The following is a 15,727-nucleotide window of genomic DNA, read 5'->3' on the forward strand; positions in this document are numbered from 1 at the left end:
GACGGCGCGCTTTGATAGGAGGACTATGTCCTGTCTCAAACTCAGACCGCAGCCCTTGACGCTGCACATTCGGAGATGCCCATGACAGGCGCAGCCTCTGAAAAATTTGGTGGCCAGAAATTGTTGAATTTCATCACCGACTTCCTTGACCAAGACAAAGCCGAAGACATCGTGACCATCAGCTTGCAGGGCAAGTCTGAAATGGCGGATTATATGGTGATCTGTTCCGGTCGCTCGACCCGTCAGGTTTCTGCGACCGCCGAAAAACTCTCTGCGGCGCTGAAAATGGAACACGAGGTGTTTTCGCGCATCGAAGGCAAAGATCAGGGCGATTGGGTTTTGATTGATGCGGGCGACGTGATTGTTCATATTTTCCGTCCCGAAGTCCGCGAATTCTACCAGCTCGAAAAAATGTGGATGTCGGCAGAAGACTCCCGCGCTGCGTCGAAGTCCAAACCGACTGAGAGCTGATGAAAGTTCACATCAATGCCGTGGGCCGGCTGCGTGCCGGTCCTGAAGCGGTGTTGATTGAGGATTATACCACCCGGTTTGACCGCACCGGGCGCGCGCTTGGCCTTGGGCCTTTGATCCTCTCTGAGGTTGAGGACAAAAAGGGCGGCGGGATGAAAGCGGAAGCGGTGCTTTTGGAACGGGCCTTGCCGAAAGGTGCGGTGATCGTGACCATGGATGAGCGTGGCAAACTGCTCACCTCCCCTGAATTTGCAGATAAGTTAGCGGGCTGGCGCGATGCCGGGCGCTCTGATGTGGCCTTTGTCATTGGCGGGGCAGACGGGATTGACCCCTCACTGCGCGCACAGGCGGATTTTTCAATCTCTTTGGGCAAAATGGTCTGGCCGCATATGTTGGTTCGCGCCATGCTCACCGAACAACTCTACCGTGCCGCCTCTATTCTGGCCGGATCGCCCTATCATCGCGAATGATCCAAGTATTTTTGCTGCAATGAAGCCCTTGGTGGTTCAACAAGCGGTGACGGCACGTTAGATAGGGTGCAACTGCTTTGCTCTGTTTAGAAGGAAGCCCGTCATGGCCACACCGAAACCCGTCGTCCTTTGTATTCTCGATGGCTGGGGGATTGGCCCAACACCCGAGGCAAACGCCCCCGTTTTGGCCAAAACCCCAACCTTTGATCGGCTGATGGCGGAGTGTCCGCATGACACGTTGATCACATTTGGCCCGGATGTGGGCCTGCCGAGCGGACAAATGGGCAACTCCGAGGTCGGTCACACCAACATCGGCGCAGGGCGGGTTGTGGCGATGGATTTGGGTCAGATTGATTTGGCGATCGAAGACGGGTCTTTCTTTCAAAACGCCGAAATTGTCGCCTTTGCCGAAAAGGTCAAAGCCGCGGGCGGCACCGCGCATTTGATGGGCGTGATCTCGGACGGTGGTGTGCATGGCCATATCGAACACACGCTGGCCGCCGCCAAAGCCATCACGGATCATGGCGTGCCGGTGATCCTCCATGCCATCACCGATGGCCGCGATGTTGCACCGCAATCCTCGGCAACATTCATCCCCGATCTTGTTGCTCGTCTGCCCATAGGCGCATCCGTCGGCACCGTCATTGGTCGCTATTACGCGATGGACCGCGACAATCGGTGGGAACGGGTGTCCCAGGCTTATTTCGCGATGATCAATGGCACAGGGGTTGAAACCGCCGCCACGACCAAAGACGCCGTCACCGCCTCTTATGCGCGCGGCGAGCATGATGAGTTTATCAAAGCCACGGTGATTGGCGATTACGCGGGCGTCAAAGATGGCGATGGCTTTTTCTGTCTCAACTTCCGCGCCGACCGCGCCCGTGAGATCCTGCGCGCCATTGGCGAGCCGGGGTTTGCCGAGTTTGACACTGGCCCGCGTCCGCGCCTGTCGGCATTCTTGGGCATGGTCGAATATTCCGTCAGCCACGGCGCCTATATGACCACCGCCTATCCCAAAAGCGACATCGTCAACACGTTGGGGGAATGGGTGGCCAAGAAAGGCCTGAGACAATTCCGCTTGGCCGAGACCGAAAAATATCCGCATGTGACGTTTTTCCTCAATGGCGGCAAAGAGACGCCGGAGGTGGGCGAGGATCGGTTCATGCCAAAATCGCCGAAAGTGGCGACTTATGATTTGCAACCTGAAATGAGCGAACCCGAGGTGGCCGAGAAATTCGTCTGGGCGATTGATGAAGGTTATGACCTGATCGTCACCAATTTCGCCAACCCCGATATGGTCGGTCACACGGGCATCTTGGAGGCCGCAATGGCCGCATGTGAGGCGGTGGATGATGGTCTGGGCAAGGTTGTGGCCGAGCTTGAAAAAGTCGGGGGCGCGATGTTGGTGATTGCCGATCACGGCAATTGCGAAACCATGATCGACCCGATCACGGGCGGGCCCCACACCGCGCATACCACCAACCCGGTTCCCGTGATCCTGTTCGGTGGCCCCAAAGGCGCGCGGTTGCGTTCGGGCGGGCGTTTGGCGGATGTGGCACCGACGATCCTTGAGTTGATGGGGCTCGATCAGCCCGCTGAAATGACGGGCGAAAGCCTCATCGTCACATGAGACTGGGGATTGTCGCTGTTTGTTTTGCGCTTCTGACCGGGGCCGCACTGGCGCAGGAGGAAAGCCCTGCTGCGCTGGCCGAAGGGGCCGTGGCGCAATTCAATATGGCGCATTCTGAATTGGAAGCGGCGCAATCTGCCGGGGATCGGGTCAAGGCCCTGACCCGTGTCGTGCGCGCCTATGAAGACGGCTTGGAAGCGATGCGCGCGGGGCTACGGCAAGTGTCCCTGCGCGAAGGTGAGTTGGCCCGTGAGTTTCAGGATGAAAGCGGCCAAGTCGCGCAACTTCTTGGCATTTTGATCAACCTCAAACCCAATGCCTCCCCCGAAGCCTTGGTGCATCCGACCGGGCCTTTGGGTCACGCGCGCGCGGGCATGTTGGTCTCTGCGATCACGCCCGCGATGCAGGCGGATGCCGATGCACTTCGGATCAAACTCGAAGAGGTCTCTATTTTGCGGGAATTGCAAGATGAGGCGCTTGAGACCCTTGCCCGAGGTCTCAAAGACGCGCAACAGGCGCGCACCGACCTGTCTCAGGCGATGTCGGAGCGCACTGACCTTCCGCGTCGGTTCACCACTGATCCCGATCGCTTAAAGACCCTGATTGACAGTTCCGAGACACTTGAGGCCTTTGCCTCCGGCCTTGCCGTGATGGATGTGGTGGATGGGATCAGTCCCTTGCCCGATCTGGACGCGGCAAAGGGCACATGGCCGATGCCAGTCAGCGGCGTTTTCATCCGCGGCTATAAAGAACCCGATGCGGCGGGCGTGGCACGTCCGGGATGGCTTTGGGCCACGCGGGCGCTGTCCTTGGTCTCAACGCCATGGCCCGCCACCATCCGCTACAAGGGCGCGTTTCTGGACTACGGAAATGTGATCATACTTGAGCCTGGAAATGACGTATTGCTTGTTTTGGCAGGGCTTGATGAGGTCTACGGTGAAGTTGGCGAGGTGATCCCTGCTGGCACAGCCGTTGGCCTGATGGGCGGAGCCGCGCCCGATTTGGACGCCTTTGTGGAAAATGCCACCCAGGGCACTGGCGCTGGCCTGTCAGAGACGCTTTATATAGAGGTCAGAGAAGGCGGAAAGCCGGTGAACCCGGAGCAATGGTTCGCGAACGCACCGCTTTAGTCGATCAAGGGCCCGCATGGCGGGCGGGTGAGAGGAACAAGAATGAAGAAATATTTGATGGCGGGCGTGGCCGGTATCCTTGCAGGCACATTGATCTCGACGCAATTCGCCGGCCCGCTTTTGGCGCAAGAAGCCGAGAAGTCCAGCAACGTCTACGAGCAGCTTGATCTTTTTGGTGACGTGTTTGAACGCATCCGTGCGCAATATGTCGAAGAGGTTGACTCCGAAGAACTGATCGAGGCGGCCATTGACGGCATGCTCTCTTCACTTGACCCGCATTCCTCCTATCTGTCCCCCAAAGACGCCGCCGATATGCGGGTGCAAACCTCCGGCTCCTTTGGCGGGCTTGGCATTGAGGTCACGCAAGAAGAGGGCTTTGTCAAAGTCGTCGCCCCGATGGACGGCACGCCCGCCGATATCGCAGGTGTCGAAACCGGCGATTATATCACCGCCGTGGATGGCAGCAGCGTGATGGGCATGACCCTTGATCAAACGGTGGAATTGATGCGCGGGCCGGTTGGGTCCGAGATTGTCATCACCGTGGTGCGCGAGGGGGTTGAAGAACCGTTTGACATCTCCATCATCCGCGACACGATCAAATTGACCGCCGTGCGCTCGCGAGTCGAAGGCCACACCATTGTGCTGCGTGTCACCACGTTCAACGAACAAACCTATCCGAACCTCGAAGATGGCCTGAAAAAGGGCGTTGAAGAACTGGGCGGCATGGCCAATGTTGATGGCATCGTCGTCGATTTGCGCAACAACCCCGGCGGGCTTTTGGATCAGGCGATCAAGGTCTCTGATGCTTTCCTGGAAGAGGGTGAAATCGTCTCGACCCGTGGCCGCACGCCCGAAGACAGCGAACGCGTCAATGCGCGTCCGGGCGATTTGGCCGAGGGCAAACCGATTGTCGTGCTGATCAATGGCGGTTCGGCCTCGGCCTCTGAAATCGTCTCGGGCGCCCTGCAAGATCACCATCGCGCGGTTGTTGTCGGGACGAAATCCTTTGGCAAAGGCTCGGTGCAAACGGTCATGCCACTGCGCTCTGATGGTGCGATGCGCCTGACCACGGCGCGCTACTATACGCCGTCGGGGCGCTCGATTCAGGCGCTTGGCATTTCGCCCGACATCATCGTCGCACAACCGCCGCGCCAGCCCGAAGCCGACGAGACGGCGGATGCGCCGACGTTGCGTTCCGAGGCGGATTTGCGCGGGGCGCTCAACAACGACAGCTTCACCGAGGATGAGCGCCGCAAAATCGAAGAAGAACGCGCCGCCGCCGAAGAGGCCGCGAAACTGCGCGATGAGGATTTCCAACTCGCCTATGCGATCGACTTGCTGAAAGGTCTGTCGAAAATCGGCAATTGATCCTATGGAGAGGGGGCCCGCGTGGCCCCCTTTTTTCTTGCGAGGACCTGATGACCAAAGACCTATCCACTCTGCCCTACCGCCCTTGCGTGGGGATCATGTTGTTGAATGCCGAGGGACGGATTTTTGTCGGTGAACGCATCGACACGCCCGGTGCGTGGCAGATGCCGCAAGGCGGGATTGACGCCGGTGAAACGCCGGAGGAGGCCGCTTTACGCGAGCTTTGGGAAGAAATTGGCGTGAATTCAGATCATGTCGAGGTGCTCGCGCAGTCCGCGGATTGGCTGACATATGATTTGCCGGATCACCTTTTGGGCAAGGTCTGGAAGGGCAAATATCGCGGTCAGAAACAGCTCTGGTTTGTGCTGCGCTTCAAAGGGCCAGAGAGCGCCATCAATATCGACACCGACCACCCGGAATTTGCCCAATGGAAATGGACCGATTCAGCCGGATTGGTGTCAGATATCGTGTCCTTTAAGCGCGATATTTATCAGGCCTTGGTGACGGAATTCTCAGGCCATTTGGCCTGAGATCCTCTTATTTCAACAGTTTCAAAAGCGTCTGTGACGGATAACCATCCGGCGTCACGCCGACCGCGTTTTGAAACGCCCGGATCGCATTGATCGTGTTCGGTCCGATGATGCCATCCACCTTGTCGTCCAAGAAGCCTTTGCGCTTCAAAATCCGCTGCATCTGCATCTTTTCTTTAAACGACAACGGCGCATAGCCGCGCGGCCAAGAGGCCTGAATCGCCGGGCCACCACGCAGCCGGTCGGACAGATGCCCAACCCCGATCACATAGGCATCTGCCTTGTTGTAGCGCTCAATCACCGCGAAGTTGTCAAAGATCATAAAGGCCGCGCCTGACGCACCCGCAGGCAAAAGGATCGAGCCTTTGCCGTAGTTCGGCACGGGCCGCCCGTCGATTCCCATTACCCCCAAGGAGGCCCAATCGGACGGGGCACGCATGGTGTCGCGGCGCGCCGAACTATAGTCAAATCCAGCCGGAAGTCGCACTTCCACGCCCCAGGGCTGCCCTTTTTTCCAACCGTGTTTGGCCAAATAGGCGGCCGTGGAGGCCAGCGCATCGGTCGGATCATTCGACCAAATATCGCGTTTGCCATCGCCGTTGCCATCGACCGCAAAGGCCAGAAAGGAGGTCGGAATAAACTGGGTGTGGCCCATAGCGCCCGCCCAACTGCCCTTCATATTATGAGGCGAGGTGTCACCCGACTGAAGGATTTTCAAAGCCGCCAAAAGTTGGCTTTCAAAAAACCGCCCGCGTCGCCCGTCATAGGCCAGCGTCGCCATGGCTTCGATCACATTGGTGTCGCCGCGGGTCGCGCCATAGGCGCTCTCAACGCCCCAAATCGCCGCAACCACATGTTTATCGACGCCATACACCCGTTCGACCCCGTCCAGAACCGCCGCATGTTTGCGCATCGCCGCCTGACCGTTCGACACCCGTGTGGGGGAGGCGGCACTGTCGAGATAATCCCAGATTTGCTTGGTAAATTCGGACTGTTTGCGATCCTTGGCGATCACATCCTCATTGTATCTCACACCGCGAAAGGCGCGATCAAAGGTGGTTTGAGAAATGCCTTCACGCATGGCGCGTGTTTTGAACCCGGCGATCCACGCGTCCAACCCGGCTTGTGATGTGGATGAGACCAAAGTCACGGCGCTCTCCCGATTAAGATGATGCGGAAATTCCGCCATCGGCCCCGAAGGTTGTGCGGTGGCGGAGGTAAGGCCAAGCCCGAAAAACAGACCAAAGACAGAGAGGAAAACAGGGCGCATTCTAACAACTCCAATAACAGTTACTCGACCGTAAACCAAAACCTTGGCGGGGTTGAAGCCGTGACCTCGGAGGCGGCGATAATCCGCTATCCGCGCCGTTTAACTCCGCCGCCGTTGTACCTTTTTACGGATTTTTTCCTTATGTGCCTTGCCTTTATTGTACTTGCGCGACACCACGCGGCCTTTGGCCCGGCGCGGTCCGCGCGGCATCAAAGCCCCGTCAATCGACAGCAATTCCAACTCCAACCCGCCGGTCACAGGCACCGCCTCGGCAATGCGCACGACGACCTTTTGACCAATCGAAATTTTCATGCCGGTGTCAGCCCCCATGAGCGTTTGCTCGTCTGGGTCGTAATGGAAAAACTCTGCGCCCATCGTGCGGACCGGCACAAGGCCATCGGCGCCAGTTTCATCCAGTTTGATGAAAGCGCCAAATTTTTGGATGCCCGAAATATGCCCGGTCATCTCATTGCCGATCCGTTCGCTCAGATAAGAGGCCAGATAGCGGTCATTCGTGTCGCGCTCCGCCGTCATTGAACGGCGCTCGGTTTCCGAGATGTGTTTGGCCGTCGCCTCCAAGCGCTCGATTTCCTCCGCAGACAACCCGTCCTTGCCCCAACCATGGGCCGAAATCAGACCGCGATGGACGATGAGATCGGCATAGCGGCGGATCGGCGAGGTGAAATGCGCGTAAGAGCGCAGGGCGAGACCGAAATGGCCGTAATTCTCAGGGTGGTAATAGGCTTGGGTCATCGAGCGCAGGGTCGAAATGTTGATCAATTCGTCCTGCTCCGTGCCTTCGGCCTGAGCCAGAAGTCTGTTCAGATGCGAGGTGTGGATCACCTGTCCCTTGGCCAGCGTAAAGCCGGAGGCCTGCGCCACTTCGCGCAGCGCGTCAAGTTTCTCGCCCGAGGGTTCTTCATGCACACGGTAGAGCAGCGGTCGGTTGCGATGAAACAGTTCTTCGGCGGCGGAGACATTGGCCAGCACCATGAATTCCTCGATCAACCGATGCGCATCAAACCGTTCGGCCAGAGCAACAGAGGCGACACGCCCATCTTCGCTCAAAACGATTTTGCGCTCAGGCAGATCCAAATCCAGCGGCTGACGGTCATGGCGCGCGCGTTTGAGAGCCTCGTAAGCCTCATAAATCGGCCCGATCACCGTTTCCATCAACGGGGCACAGGCCTCATTCGGTTGCCCATCGCGGGCCGCTTGCACTTCGGCGTAATTCAGGGCGGCGACCGATTTCATCAAGCCGCGCATGAAGCGATGCGATTTCTTTTTGCCGTCGGAATCAATCACCATCCGCACGGCCAAACAGGCACGCGGCACCCCTTCGTGCAGCGAACACAGATCGCCAGACAGGCGATCCGGCAACATCGGCACAACCCGGTCCGGGAAATAGGTCGAGTTGCCACGATTCCACGCCTCGCGATCAAGCGCGGAACCGGGCGTCACATAATGCGCCACATCGGCGATCGCGACCCAAAGGATGAAACCTCCGATATTGGCTGAATCAGGGTCGAATTCGGCCCAAATCGCATCATCACGGTCGCGCGCATCGGCCGGATCAATCGTCACCAGAGGTAGATCGCGCAGGTCCTCGCGGCCCTTGAGACCCGCCGGTTTGGCGGCATCGGCCTCGGCGATCACATCATCGGGGAAATCATCGGGGATGCCATGTTGGTGGATCGCGATCAGCGACACGGCCTTGGGCGCACTTGGGTCGCCCAAACGGGTGATGATACGCGCCATTGGCAGGCCCATACGTCCCTTTGGCCCGGCCTGTTCGGCCTCAACCAATTCACCATCCTGCGCGCCATAGTCATTGCCCGACCGAACCAGAAAGTCTTTTTCGTTGCCTTTGTCGATCGGTACAACCCGCCCGCCTTCGGCATCTTTGCGATAGACACCTATGATTTTGCGTGGATTAGAGCCTATCTTGCGGATCAGGCGGGCCTCATATTGATGATCCTCGCCCTTCACCTCTTGCAGCTTGGCTAAAATCCGTTCGCCTTCGCCCAAGGCAGCATCGCTTTCACGCAGCACCATCAAGATCCGGGGCTCGGGGCCTTCGCCGGTCCATTCCAGCGGGCGCGCAAACAAATCGCCCTGAGCGTCAGGGGCAAACACGGACAAAACCGACACCGGGGGGAGTTTGTCCGGATCGCGATAGGTCTTGTGCCGCTTTTGCAGGTGACCCTCCGCCTCAAGTTCTTTGAGGATACGTTTCAGGTCAATCCGCGCAGCACCTTTGATGCCAAAAGCCTTGGCAATATCGCGTTTTGCGCTCTCAGTCGGGTGATCGGAAATCCATTGGAGGATTTCGTCTTTGGTGGGGATCTTGTTCATAGGACGAATCTACCACGGCCCGCTGCGCCTCACCACTGACAAAGCAGGGGATGTGATGAAATCATCATGGGCGGTCAGTCGCGCTTACTCAGCCGGCGCAGATCAGAGAGGTCATCGACATCTGAAAGCGTCTCTAACTCGGCCCAACTCATCTCTTTTGCCGAAGCAAGCGTGTCCTCTCGCGCCCATCGTGTTGACCAGCGCACAGAGGTTAAAAATCCGGCGGGTTGCCGTGCCGAATGGCGCAGTCCGATGAGCCAATATCCCCCATCCGTGGCAGGGCCGATCACAGCAGAATGCGACCCTAATCCCGCAAAAGCCTGTCGAATGTGGGATTTTTTCAGACCCGGAATATCGGCGCCAATGACACAGGTTGGATGCGGAGCGCAGGCCCGCATCACGCGCGCCATGCGGGCACCGAGGTCGCCGGGGCCTTGGGGGATTTTGATAAGATCAGCGGGCCAAACCCGACTTAAAAGACCTTCGTGATCTGGCGAGACAGCCAACACAATATCCCAACGAGGATCGCGTAGGCGTCGGATGGTCCCAAGCGCTTGGTGGCGGAACCACCACGCCGCGCGGACCATACCGATGTCGCGGCCCAGCCGGGTTTTGACCCGACCGGGATGCGGCTCTTTGACCATAAGGACCAGACGTGGCCTCACAGGGCGAGGACCATGTCATGATGTGGGATGCCACCGTCCATATATTCGTCGCCAATCACGCGAAAACCGAAGCGTTCGTAAAATCCGATGGCGTGATTTTGCGCGCCGAGTTTCGCGGTTTTGATATGCGGGCGGGTCTTGAGATCGGCCAAACACGTCTCGATCAAAGCCGCCCCAAGACCCGTGCCTCTTTGTGATTTTTCGACACAAACCCGGCCAATTTTACCGATTTCACCAACTTCGATGATGCGCGCGGTGCCAACAGCCATACCTGCCTCATCTTCGGCAAGAAAATGCGTTGCCACATCGTCAAACGCGTCGATTTCTTCTTCAAGTGGGACGTTTTGTTCCTCAACAAAAACCACCAGCCTCAGCGCCAAACAGGCCTTGATGTCGTCAGTCTTGCGAATGGTGATACTCATGCGAAATAGTCTCCAATCAGGCGGGAATAGACCCTTTTTAGGTCCTTGATTTGTGATACGGGCACCTGTTCGTCGACCTTGTGCATGGTCTTGCCGACGAGGCCGAATTCGACCACAGGGCAGTGGTTTTTGACAAACCGCGCATCCGACGTGCCGCCCGTGGTTGAGAGTTCCGGGCGCAGGCCTGTGACCGCTTCAACCGAGCCGGCCACCAAGTCCACGAAGGCTCCGGGAGGGGTCAGGAAACTTTCGCCCGAAATGGAAAACCGCACCTCGATCTCGATCCCGGTTTCCTTGGCCATGCGCGCGGCTTTGGCGCGCAGCCACTCAGACAGCGATGCGCCAGAATGAGCGTCGTTAAAGCGGATGTTGACGGTGGCCTGACAGAGTGCCGGAACCACATTGGTCGCCGGATTTCCCGTATCAAATGTCGTGATTTCGAGGTTGCTCGGGTCAAAATGCGCCGTGCCCTGATCCAGCGTATGCGCCGAAAGATCGGCCATCAGCCGCGCCAAAACCGGGACCGGATTATGGGTCTGATGCGGGTAGGCGACATGGCCCTGCGTACCGCGCGCGGCGAAATAGGCGGTAAGAGAGCCACGCCGTCCTATTTTCATCATCTCGCCCATGGTGTTCGGACAGGTCGGTTCGCCGACGATGCAATCACTCATCGCCTCGCCGTTTTGCGCCATCCAATCGAGCAAAGCGATGGTGCCATCAGTGGCATCGCCCTCTTCATCGCCTGTGATGGTGATGATGATGGCATCATCTTTGGGCTGGGTTTGGGTCGCATAGTCGCAAGCGGCGGCAACAAAAGCCGCCACGCCGGATTTCATATCCGTGGCCCCACGCCCCCACAAAACACCATCGGCAATCTCGCCACCAAACGGATCATGGGTCCAAGCCGCAGCATCGCCGACGGGGACAACATCTGTGTGACCATTAAAGCCCAAACTGCGGGTCGCGCCCTTTTTGCCCCAGCGGGCAAACAGGTTTGGCGTGCCATTGCGATCGACCCGAACACAGGTAAAACCGGCCTGCGTCAACACGCGTTCCAAAAGGACCAGCGCACCGGCCTCGTCTGGTGTGACACTTGGGCAGCGGATCAGGTCGGCTGTCAGTTGAACGGGATCGAGCGGTGTATCGAGCGCCATTGCGGTCTCCTTTGGTCCCCAAATATGGCCTCAAGAGTTACCCGCCCAGCCCGCGCGGGGCAATCCGAAGATTGTTGCGCGGCTGTAACAGATCACACCGCCATTCTTGTGCGGGCGGAAAAGTGTTAACTAAATCTGAATTGCATGTTTGAGTATGATCAAAACAAAGATGAGGCAGGCGTCAGACCCAGTTGCGGGCAAACCCGAACGGTTCTGTCACCCATTAACAAGTCAATAAAACGCGGGTTTCCGTGTGGTTTCCCAGGTGTTGGATCTGCGTCATCGGCACTGTGCAGATTATGGTCTTTGCACAAGGTCATGGTCATGAGGGGGCGGGCATCATATGGCGTGGCTTGGGGCAGTGGCAACAAAGTGCCACCCGGTTTACAACTCACTTGGATTGCAGCAAGGCGCCGCGCGTGGGCCTGTGAGCCGCCGTGTCTTGCACAGCGGCAGTGTGATCCTTGAGACTGCGATCCCGGACCAATTTCGCCAGCCGCTTGATCTGGTGGACTATGAGCGCCACGCTGACGTTCGGCGCAGTTTCCATATGGTGATGGGGCCCAATGGTCGGCTTTGGGTGGCCGTCGAACAGGGTCGAACCCTCTCTGTTCTCTCTCTTGATCTATCCGCATGGCGCAAAGAGACCCCCATTCGCATCACCTACAGTTGGTGTTGTGAGGCGAATAACGCGTGGGTTGGTGCCGAGAATCTTGAGACTGGCGCCATAACATCCAAAGCATCCGCCGAGCGTCCTGTGCCCTTACACGAAGACGACCTTGCGCGGATTTTGTTTGCCATCGACGGCCCGTCTCTGACCTCCGATGTCACCTGTTTTGCCTTTTCTGATCATGTTGAACCTATAGGGTATTCCGAAGGTATCGCCGCCAACGCGTTGGTCGATACCGAACACGGGCCCCGCCCGATCGAAACGCTCACACCGGGGACACTCATTTCCACCCATTCCGGCGGCCTGTCGCCTTTGGTGGCCCTGATCGAAACCACATTGCCAAACATCGGACGCATGAGGTTGGTCCGCCTGCGCCGTCCGTTTCAAAACCTGCTCCAAACCCTCGACGTCACACCGAGCTGTGAAATCCTGACGGAAGGGGTTGATACCGCCTATCTCTTTGGCGTCGAAGACGTGTCGATCAAAGCGATGCACATCGCGCCTTTCCTTCCGGTCACGACCTCTTCGGCCGGATTGGTGTCGAAGCGCTACAATCTCCTGCTTGCGGAGTTTCAGGCCTACCACGTCGCCGGCATTCGCGTCATGCCCCTCGCCTTGAACCATGACCCACACCAATCTGCGTCAACCCGGCTGTCGCATCTCAACGCGATACAGATCCCAAAACGATGCGGTCATGACCCCGCATCCCTGTTGCGCCATGAAGCCCTCGCGCTTCTTTCCGACCGCTACCTGTGATCCGCGATTGAAAGCGAGGCCAAGCTTATGCCATATGCGATCTGGATGGGGGTGATGCTATGAATCACATTTTCCGCCTTTGGGCGTTTCTTTTGCTGTTGTTCAGTCCTATGTCGGGCTGGGCACAAGATCTTAAAATAATGACCGTCTCTCGCGTGCCGTTTTCTATGGTCGAGGCCGGGCGTGACACCGGCTTTTCCATGGAGCTTTGGGACGCATTGGCCACTGAACTTGGCTGGAGCTATGCCATCGAGCGGGTGGACAGCTTTACAGAGATGCTTGGCGCGATTGAGAATAACACGGCAGACGTCGCTATCGCCAATATTTCGATCACCGCAAGCCGCGAGTCGGTCTTGGATTTTTCCCAGCCGATCTTTCAGGCCGGCCTGCAAATCATGACCCCGCTGGGCAATGACAGCAGTTCCATTTGGGCCGTTATCCTCTCAAAAGATCTTTTGATCGCTTTGGCGGGGGCTTTCGCGCTTTTGCTTGGGGGTGGCATGTTGATGTGGCATTTTGAAAAGCGGCATCAAGAGTATTTTGACATGCCCGCCAGCCAAGCGATGTTCCCGGCCTTTTGGTGGGCCTTGAACCTTGTCGTCAATGGTGGGTTTGAGGAACGGCAACCACGCTCGCCTATGGGCCGTCTGTTTGGCGTGTTTCTGGTGATTTCGTCTCTGTTTTTGGTGTCCGTTTTTGTTGCGCGCATCACCGCCGCACTGACAGTGGATGCGATCCAAGCCAATGTGAACGGGCTTAATGATCTCTATGGCAAAACCATCGGCACGGTTGAGCGCTCGACGGCTGCGGAGTTCCTCACTCGGCGTGATCTGACCTTCACGCCTTATCATGATCCCGCGACGTTGATTGAGGCGTTTGAACAGGGCGAGATTGACGCGGTGGTTTATGATGCTCCAATCCTCGCGTATTATGTGACCCAAAAGGGTCGGGGCAAAGCGCGGCTCATTGGGCAAGTCTTTGTGCCAGAAAACTATGGGATTGCGCTGCCCTCGGGGTCTGAGCTGGCCGAGCCAATCAATCAGAGCCTTTTGGAACTGCGGGAAAATGGCACTTATGATGCGATTTATCGCAAATGGTTTGGGTCGAAATAGACCCGAACCGCTTTAATTGTGCCAAAAATCGGGATGTCCAAAACCCCATAACGCCAGCGTCACCAACAGGACCAGCCCGACAGAGATCGCAAGGCTCACGCGCACAGATGTGGCGTGGGCTTTGCTTTTCCACCGTCTTGGGCGGATGCCTTTGAGAACAAAAACCACCTGTGCGGCGAGGTTGATGGCGACGATGTTGACGGCCACGCTCGCCAAGGCGCGCAAGGCCATGTCCCAGTTTTGCCCCCCGATCAAAAGACCGAACCCCGCCAGCGGTGGCAAAAGCGCAGCGGCCACCATGACGCCAATCAAAGCGGAGGTGCCACCAGAGGCAACCATAAGTGCGGCGGCCGCACCTGAGGCCAAGGGCAAGATCACGGTCTGAAGCGACAGGACGCCGGAGTAATCCAAAAGGCCCGTGTCCTGAGGCGCAGGAAACACCTGCCCGATCACCGCACCGACCAGGACCGACACCAAAACCCCCGCCGCCAAAGAGCGCGCCGAGAGTTTCAACAAAGCGAGGTTCCCGAGCGCCGTGCCAAAGGCAAAGGCGATGATCGGACCCAAAAGCGGGGCGATCACCATAGCGCCAATGACCACCGCAACTTGACCTGATCTCAGCCCAATTGCCGCGACACAGGTCGCTAGGGCGGACATGATCAAATAGTCTTTGGTCAGCGCGGCACCGGCACGAATATCACCGTATATGTCTTCGCGTGTCGCCGCCGTTTCCTTTTGGGCGATCCGTTCCTGTTCGTCCTCATCGGTGTTTTCAGGCAGGCTGGATTCCGTGGCCAAGGCATAGAGCCGCCAGCCTGTGCGACCGTCCAATGTCTCGGCCAGACGGTCGACAACCTCTTGGGCATCCGTTTTGTGCAGGGCAATAAAAACCGTCACCCGCCCGTCATCACCGCCACAGGGCACTTGCCACCAATCACGGGACGACATGTCGGCAAGACAGTCAGAGACATCCTCGAAATCTTGTTTTGAAATCACAAGCTGGACGAGGCGATCCGCCATGGCTTAGTGCCTCACACCATCATCGCCTTCAAAAAACGGCGTCAGTTGCGCAACGATGACCGAATTTTCATCCAAGGCCCGCTGCATCAGCTCTCGTTCGTCGTCGGAAATATCGTGGCCCTCGGCCAACCGCTCCTCCAACGTGCCATAGCCCGTCACATCAAGCGGCGCGAGGTCGGCCTGTTTCAGGATCGCAACGCTTTCACGCACGGCCTCGGCTTCGTCCACGCCAGAGGCATAAATCATAAGCGCGCCGCCGGTGGCCCCTTTGGGCAACCCGTCGCCTTCTTTGCGACCCACTTCGACCAACAGGGTGTAGACCTTTTGGCGGCTGATTTTTGGTTCTTTTGTCATGCCATCCGTTTGCTGAGGCGACAGGGGAAAGTCAAGCCTCAGCGGATTGACAAGTGATGATCCCGCCAAACAGGGGCGGGATCATGATAGGCGGCTCAGCGCACCCGGCGCGCCACCCAGATCAAAAGGCTTGCGCCAAGAACGCTTACGACAAGCTGCGGGAGCCAAGCATTCGCGGCGTAAATCCCCATAAGCGACAGGATCAGGTTCAACACAAAGGCGCCGACAATCCCCAGAACGATGTTCATCAGAAGGCCTGTGTTGGCTTTCATCAGGTTGCTTGCGATCCAGCCCGCAATGCCGCCGATGATGATAGATGCGATAAGTCCAAGTCCCATAAAACACTCCAC

General features: G+C 57.7%; 16 protein-coding genes. 8 read left to right on the top strand and 8 right to left on the bottom strand.

The window, feature by feature from the left end:
• The first annotated feature begins 81 nt into the window (after positions 1–81).
• From rsfS to BLT54_RS11300, 6 genes are all read left to right on the top strand, one after another.
• Entirely contained in the window at positions 82–471 is a 390-nt protein-coding gene (rsfS, locus tag BLT54_RS11275) for a ribosome silencing factor (protein WP_074645020.1), read from the top strand.
• On the top strand, positions 471–941 hold the full coding sequence (gene rlmH, locus BLT54_RS11280) for a 23S rRNA (pseudouridine(1915)-N(3))-methyltransferase RlmH (protein ID WP_074645022.1): 471 nt from the start codon (positions 471–473) through the stop codon (positions 939–941). Before rsfS ends, rlmH begins: the two co-directional genes overlap by 1 nt.
• Before the next feature lie 103 nt (positions 942–1,044).
• On the top strand, positions 1,045–2,571 hold the full coding sequence (gene gpmI, locus BLT54_RS11285) for a 2,3-bisphosphoglycerate-independent phosphoglycerate mutase (protein WP_074645024.1): 1,527 nt from the start codon (positions 1,045–1,047) through the stop codon (positions 2,569–2,571).
• Positions 2,568–3,701 carry a murein hydrolase activator EnvC family protein gene (locus BLT54_RS11290; RefSeq protein WP_074645026.1) on the top strand — a complete coding sequence of 378 codons (1,134 nt, stop codon included), beginning with the start codon at positions 2,568–2,570 and terminating at the stop codon, positions 3,699–3,701. Before gpmI ends, BLT54_RS11290 begins: the two co-directional genes overlap by 4 nt.
• 42 nt (positions 3,702–3,743) lie before the next feature.
• Positions 3,744–5,069, top strand: a complete 1,326-nt coding sequence (locus BLT54_RS11295; protein ID WP_074645029.1) for a S41 family peptidase — start codon at positions 3,744–3,746, stop codon at positions 5,067–5,069.
• Positions 5,070–5,119: 50 nt separating this feature from the next.
• A complete protein-coding gene (locus BLT54_RS11300; protein ID WP_074645031.1) occupies positions 5,120–5,599 on the top strand; it encodes an RNA pyrophosphohydrolase in 480 nt (159 codons plus the stop codon).
• 7 nt (positions 5,600–5,606) lie between these two features.
• Here the strand turns inward: BLT54_RS11300 and BLT54_RS11305 are convergent, their stop codons facing one another.
• From BLT54_RS11305 to dapE, 5 genes are all read right to left on the bottom strand, one after another.
• Entirely contained in the window at positions 5,607–6,869 is a 1,263-nt protein-coding gene (locus tag BLT54_RS11305; RefSeq protein WP_074645033.1) for a lytic murein transglycosylase, read from the bottom strand.
• Positions 6,870–6,968: 99 nt separating this feature from the next.
• The gene (gene rnr, locus BLT54_RS11310) at positions 6,969–9,224 is read right to left on the bottom strand and encodes a ribonuclease R (RefSeq protein ID WP_074645035.1); all 2,256 of its coding nucleotides are present in this window, start codon (positions 9,222–9,224) and stop codon (positions 6,969–6,971) included.
• A gap of 74 nt (positions 9,225–9,298) precedes the next feature.
• A complete protein-coding gene (locus BLT54_RS11315) occupies positions 9,299–9,889 on the bottom strand; it encodes a TIGR04282 family arsenosugar biosynthesis glycosyltransferase (protein ID WP_074645037.1) in 591 nt (196 codons plus the stop codon).
• Positions 9,886–10,311 (bottom strand): GNAT family N-acetyltransferase, encoded by a 426-nt coding sequence (locus BLT54_RS11320; RefSeq protein WP_074645040.1) that lies wholly within the window; start codon positions 10,309–10,311, stop codon positions 9,886–9,888. Before BLT54_RS11320 ends, BLT54_RS11315 begins: the two co-directional genes overlap by 4 nt.
• Positions 10,308–11,465 carry a succinyl-diaminopimelate desuccinylase gene (dapE, locus tag BLT54_RS11325; RefSeq protein WP_074645042.1) on the bottom strand — a complete coding sequence of 386 codons (1,158 nt, stop codon included), beginning with the start codon at positions 11,463–11,465 and terminating at the stop codon, positions 10,308–10,310. Before dapE ends, BLT54_RS11320 begins: the two co-directional genes overlap by 4 nt.
• A 427-nt stretch (positions 11,466–11,892) precedes the next feature.
• Here dapE and BLT54_RS11330 point away from each other — a divergent pair, with 427 nt between their 5' ends.
• The gene (locus BLT54_RS11330) at positions 11,893–12,891 is read left to right on the top strand and encodes a Hint domain-containing protein (protein WP_176832871.1); all 999 of its coding nucleotides are present in this window, start codon (positions 11,893–11,895) and stop codon (positions 12,889–12,891) included.
• A 59-nt stretch (positions 12,892–12,950) separates the two neighbouring features.
• Positions 12,951–14,003, top strand: a complete 1,053-nt coding sequence (locus tag BLT54_RS11335; RefSeq protein WP_074645047.1) for a transporter substrate-binding domain-containing protein — start codon at positions 12,951–12,953, stop codon at positions 14,001–14,003.
• A 12-nt stretch (positions 14,004–14,015) separates the two neighbouring features.
• Here the strand turns inward: BLT54_RS11335 and BLT54_RS11340 are convergent, their stop codons facing one another.
• The 3 genes from BLT54_RS11340 to BLT54_RS11350 all read right to left on the bottom strand — a co-directional run bounded on the left by BLT54_RS11340 (position 14,016) and on the right by BLT54_RS11350 (position 15,715).
• The gene (locus BLT54_RS11340; protein WP_074645050.1) at positions 14,016–15,023 is read right to left on the bottom strand and encodes a TIGR00341 family protein; all 1,008 of its coding nucleotides are present in this window, start codon (positions 15,021–15,023) and stop codon (positions 14,016–14,018) included.
• 3 nt (positions 15,024–15,026) lie between these two features.
• On the bottom strand, positions 15,027–15,377 hold the full coding sequence (locus BLT54_RS11345; protein ID WP_074645052.1) for a hypothetical protein: 351 nt from the start codon (positions 15,375–15,377) through the stop codon (positions 15,027–15,029).
• A 95-nt stretch (positions 15,378–15,472) separates the two neighbouring features.
• The gene (locus BLT54_RS11350) at positions 15,473–15,715 is read right to left on the bottom strand and encodes a GlsB/YeaQ/YmgE family stress response membrane protein (protein ID WP_074645056.1); all 243 of its coding nucleotides are present in this window, start codon (positions 15,713–15,715) and stop codon (positions 15,473–15,475) included.
• Between the last annotated feature and the right edge of the window lie 12 nt (positions 15,716–15,727).

The organism is Celeribacter baekdonensis, assembly GCF_900102315.1.
In the GTDB taxonomy this organism is placed as follows: domain Bacteria; phylum Pseudomonadota; class Alphaproteobacteria; order Rhodobacterales; family Rhodobacteraceae; genus Celeribacter; species Celeribacter baekdonensis.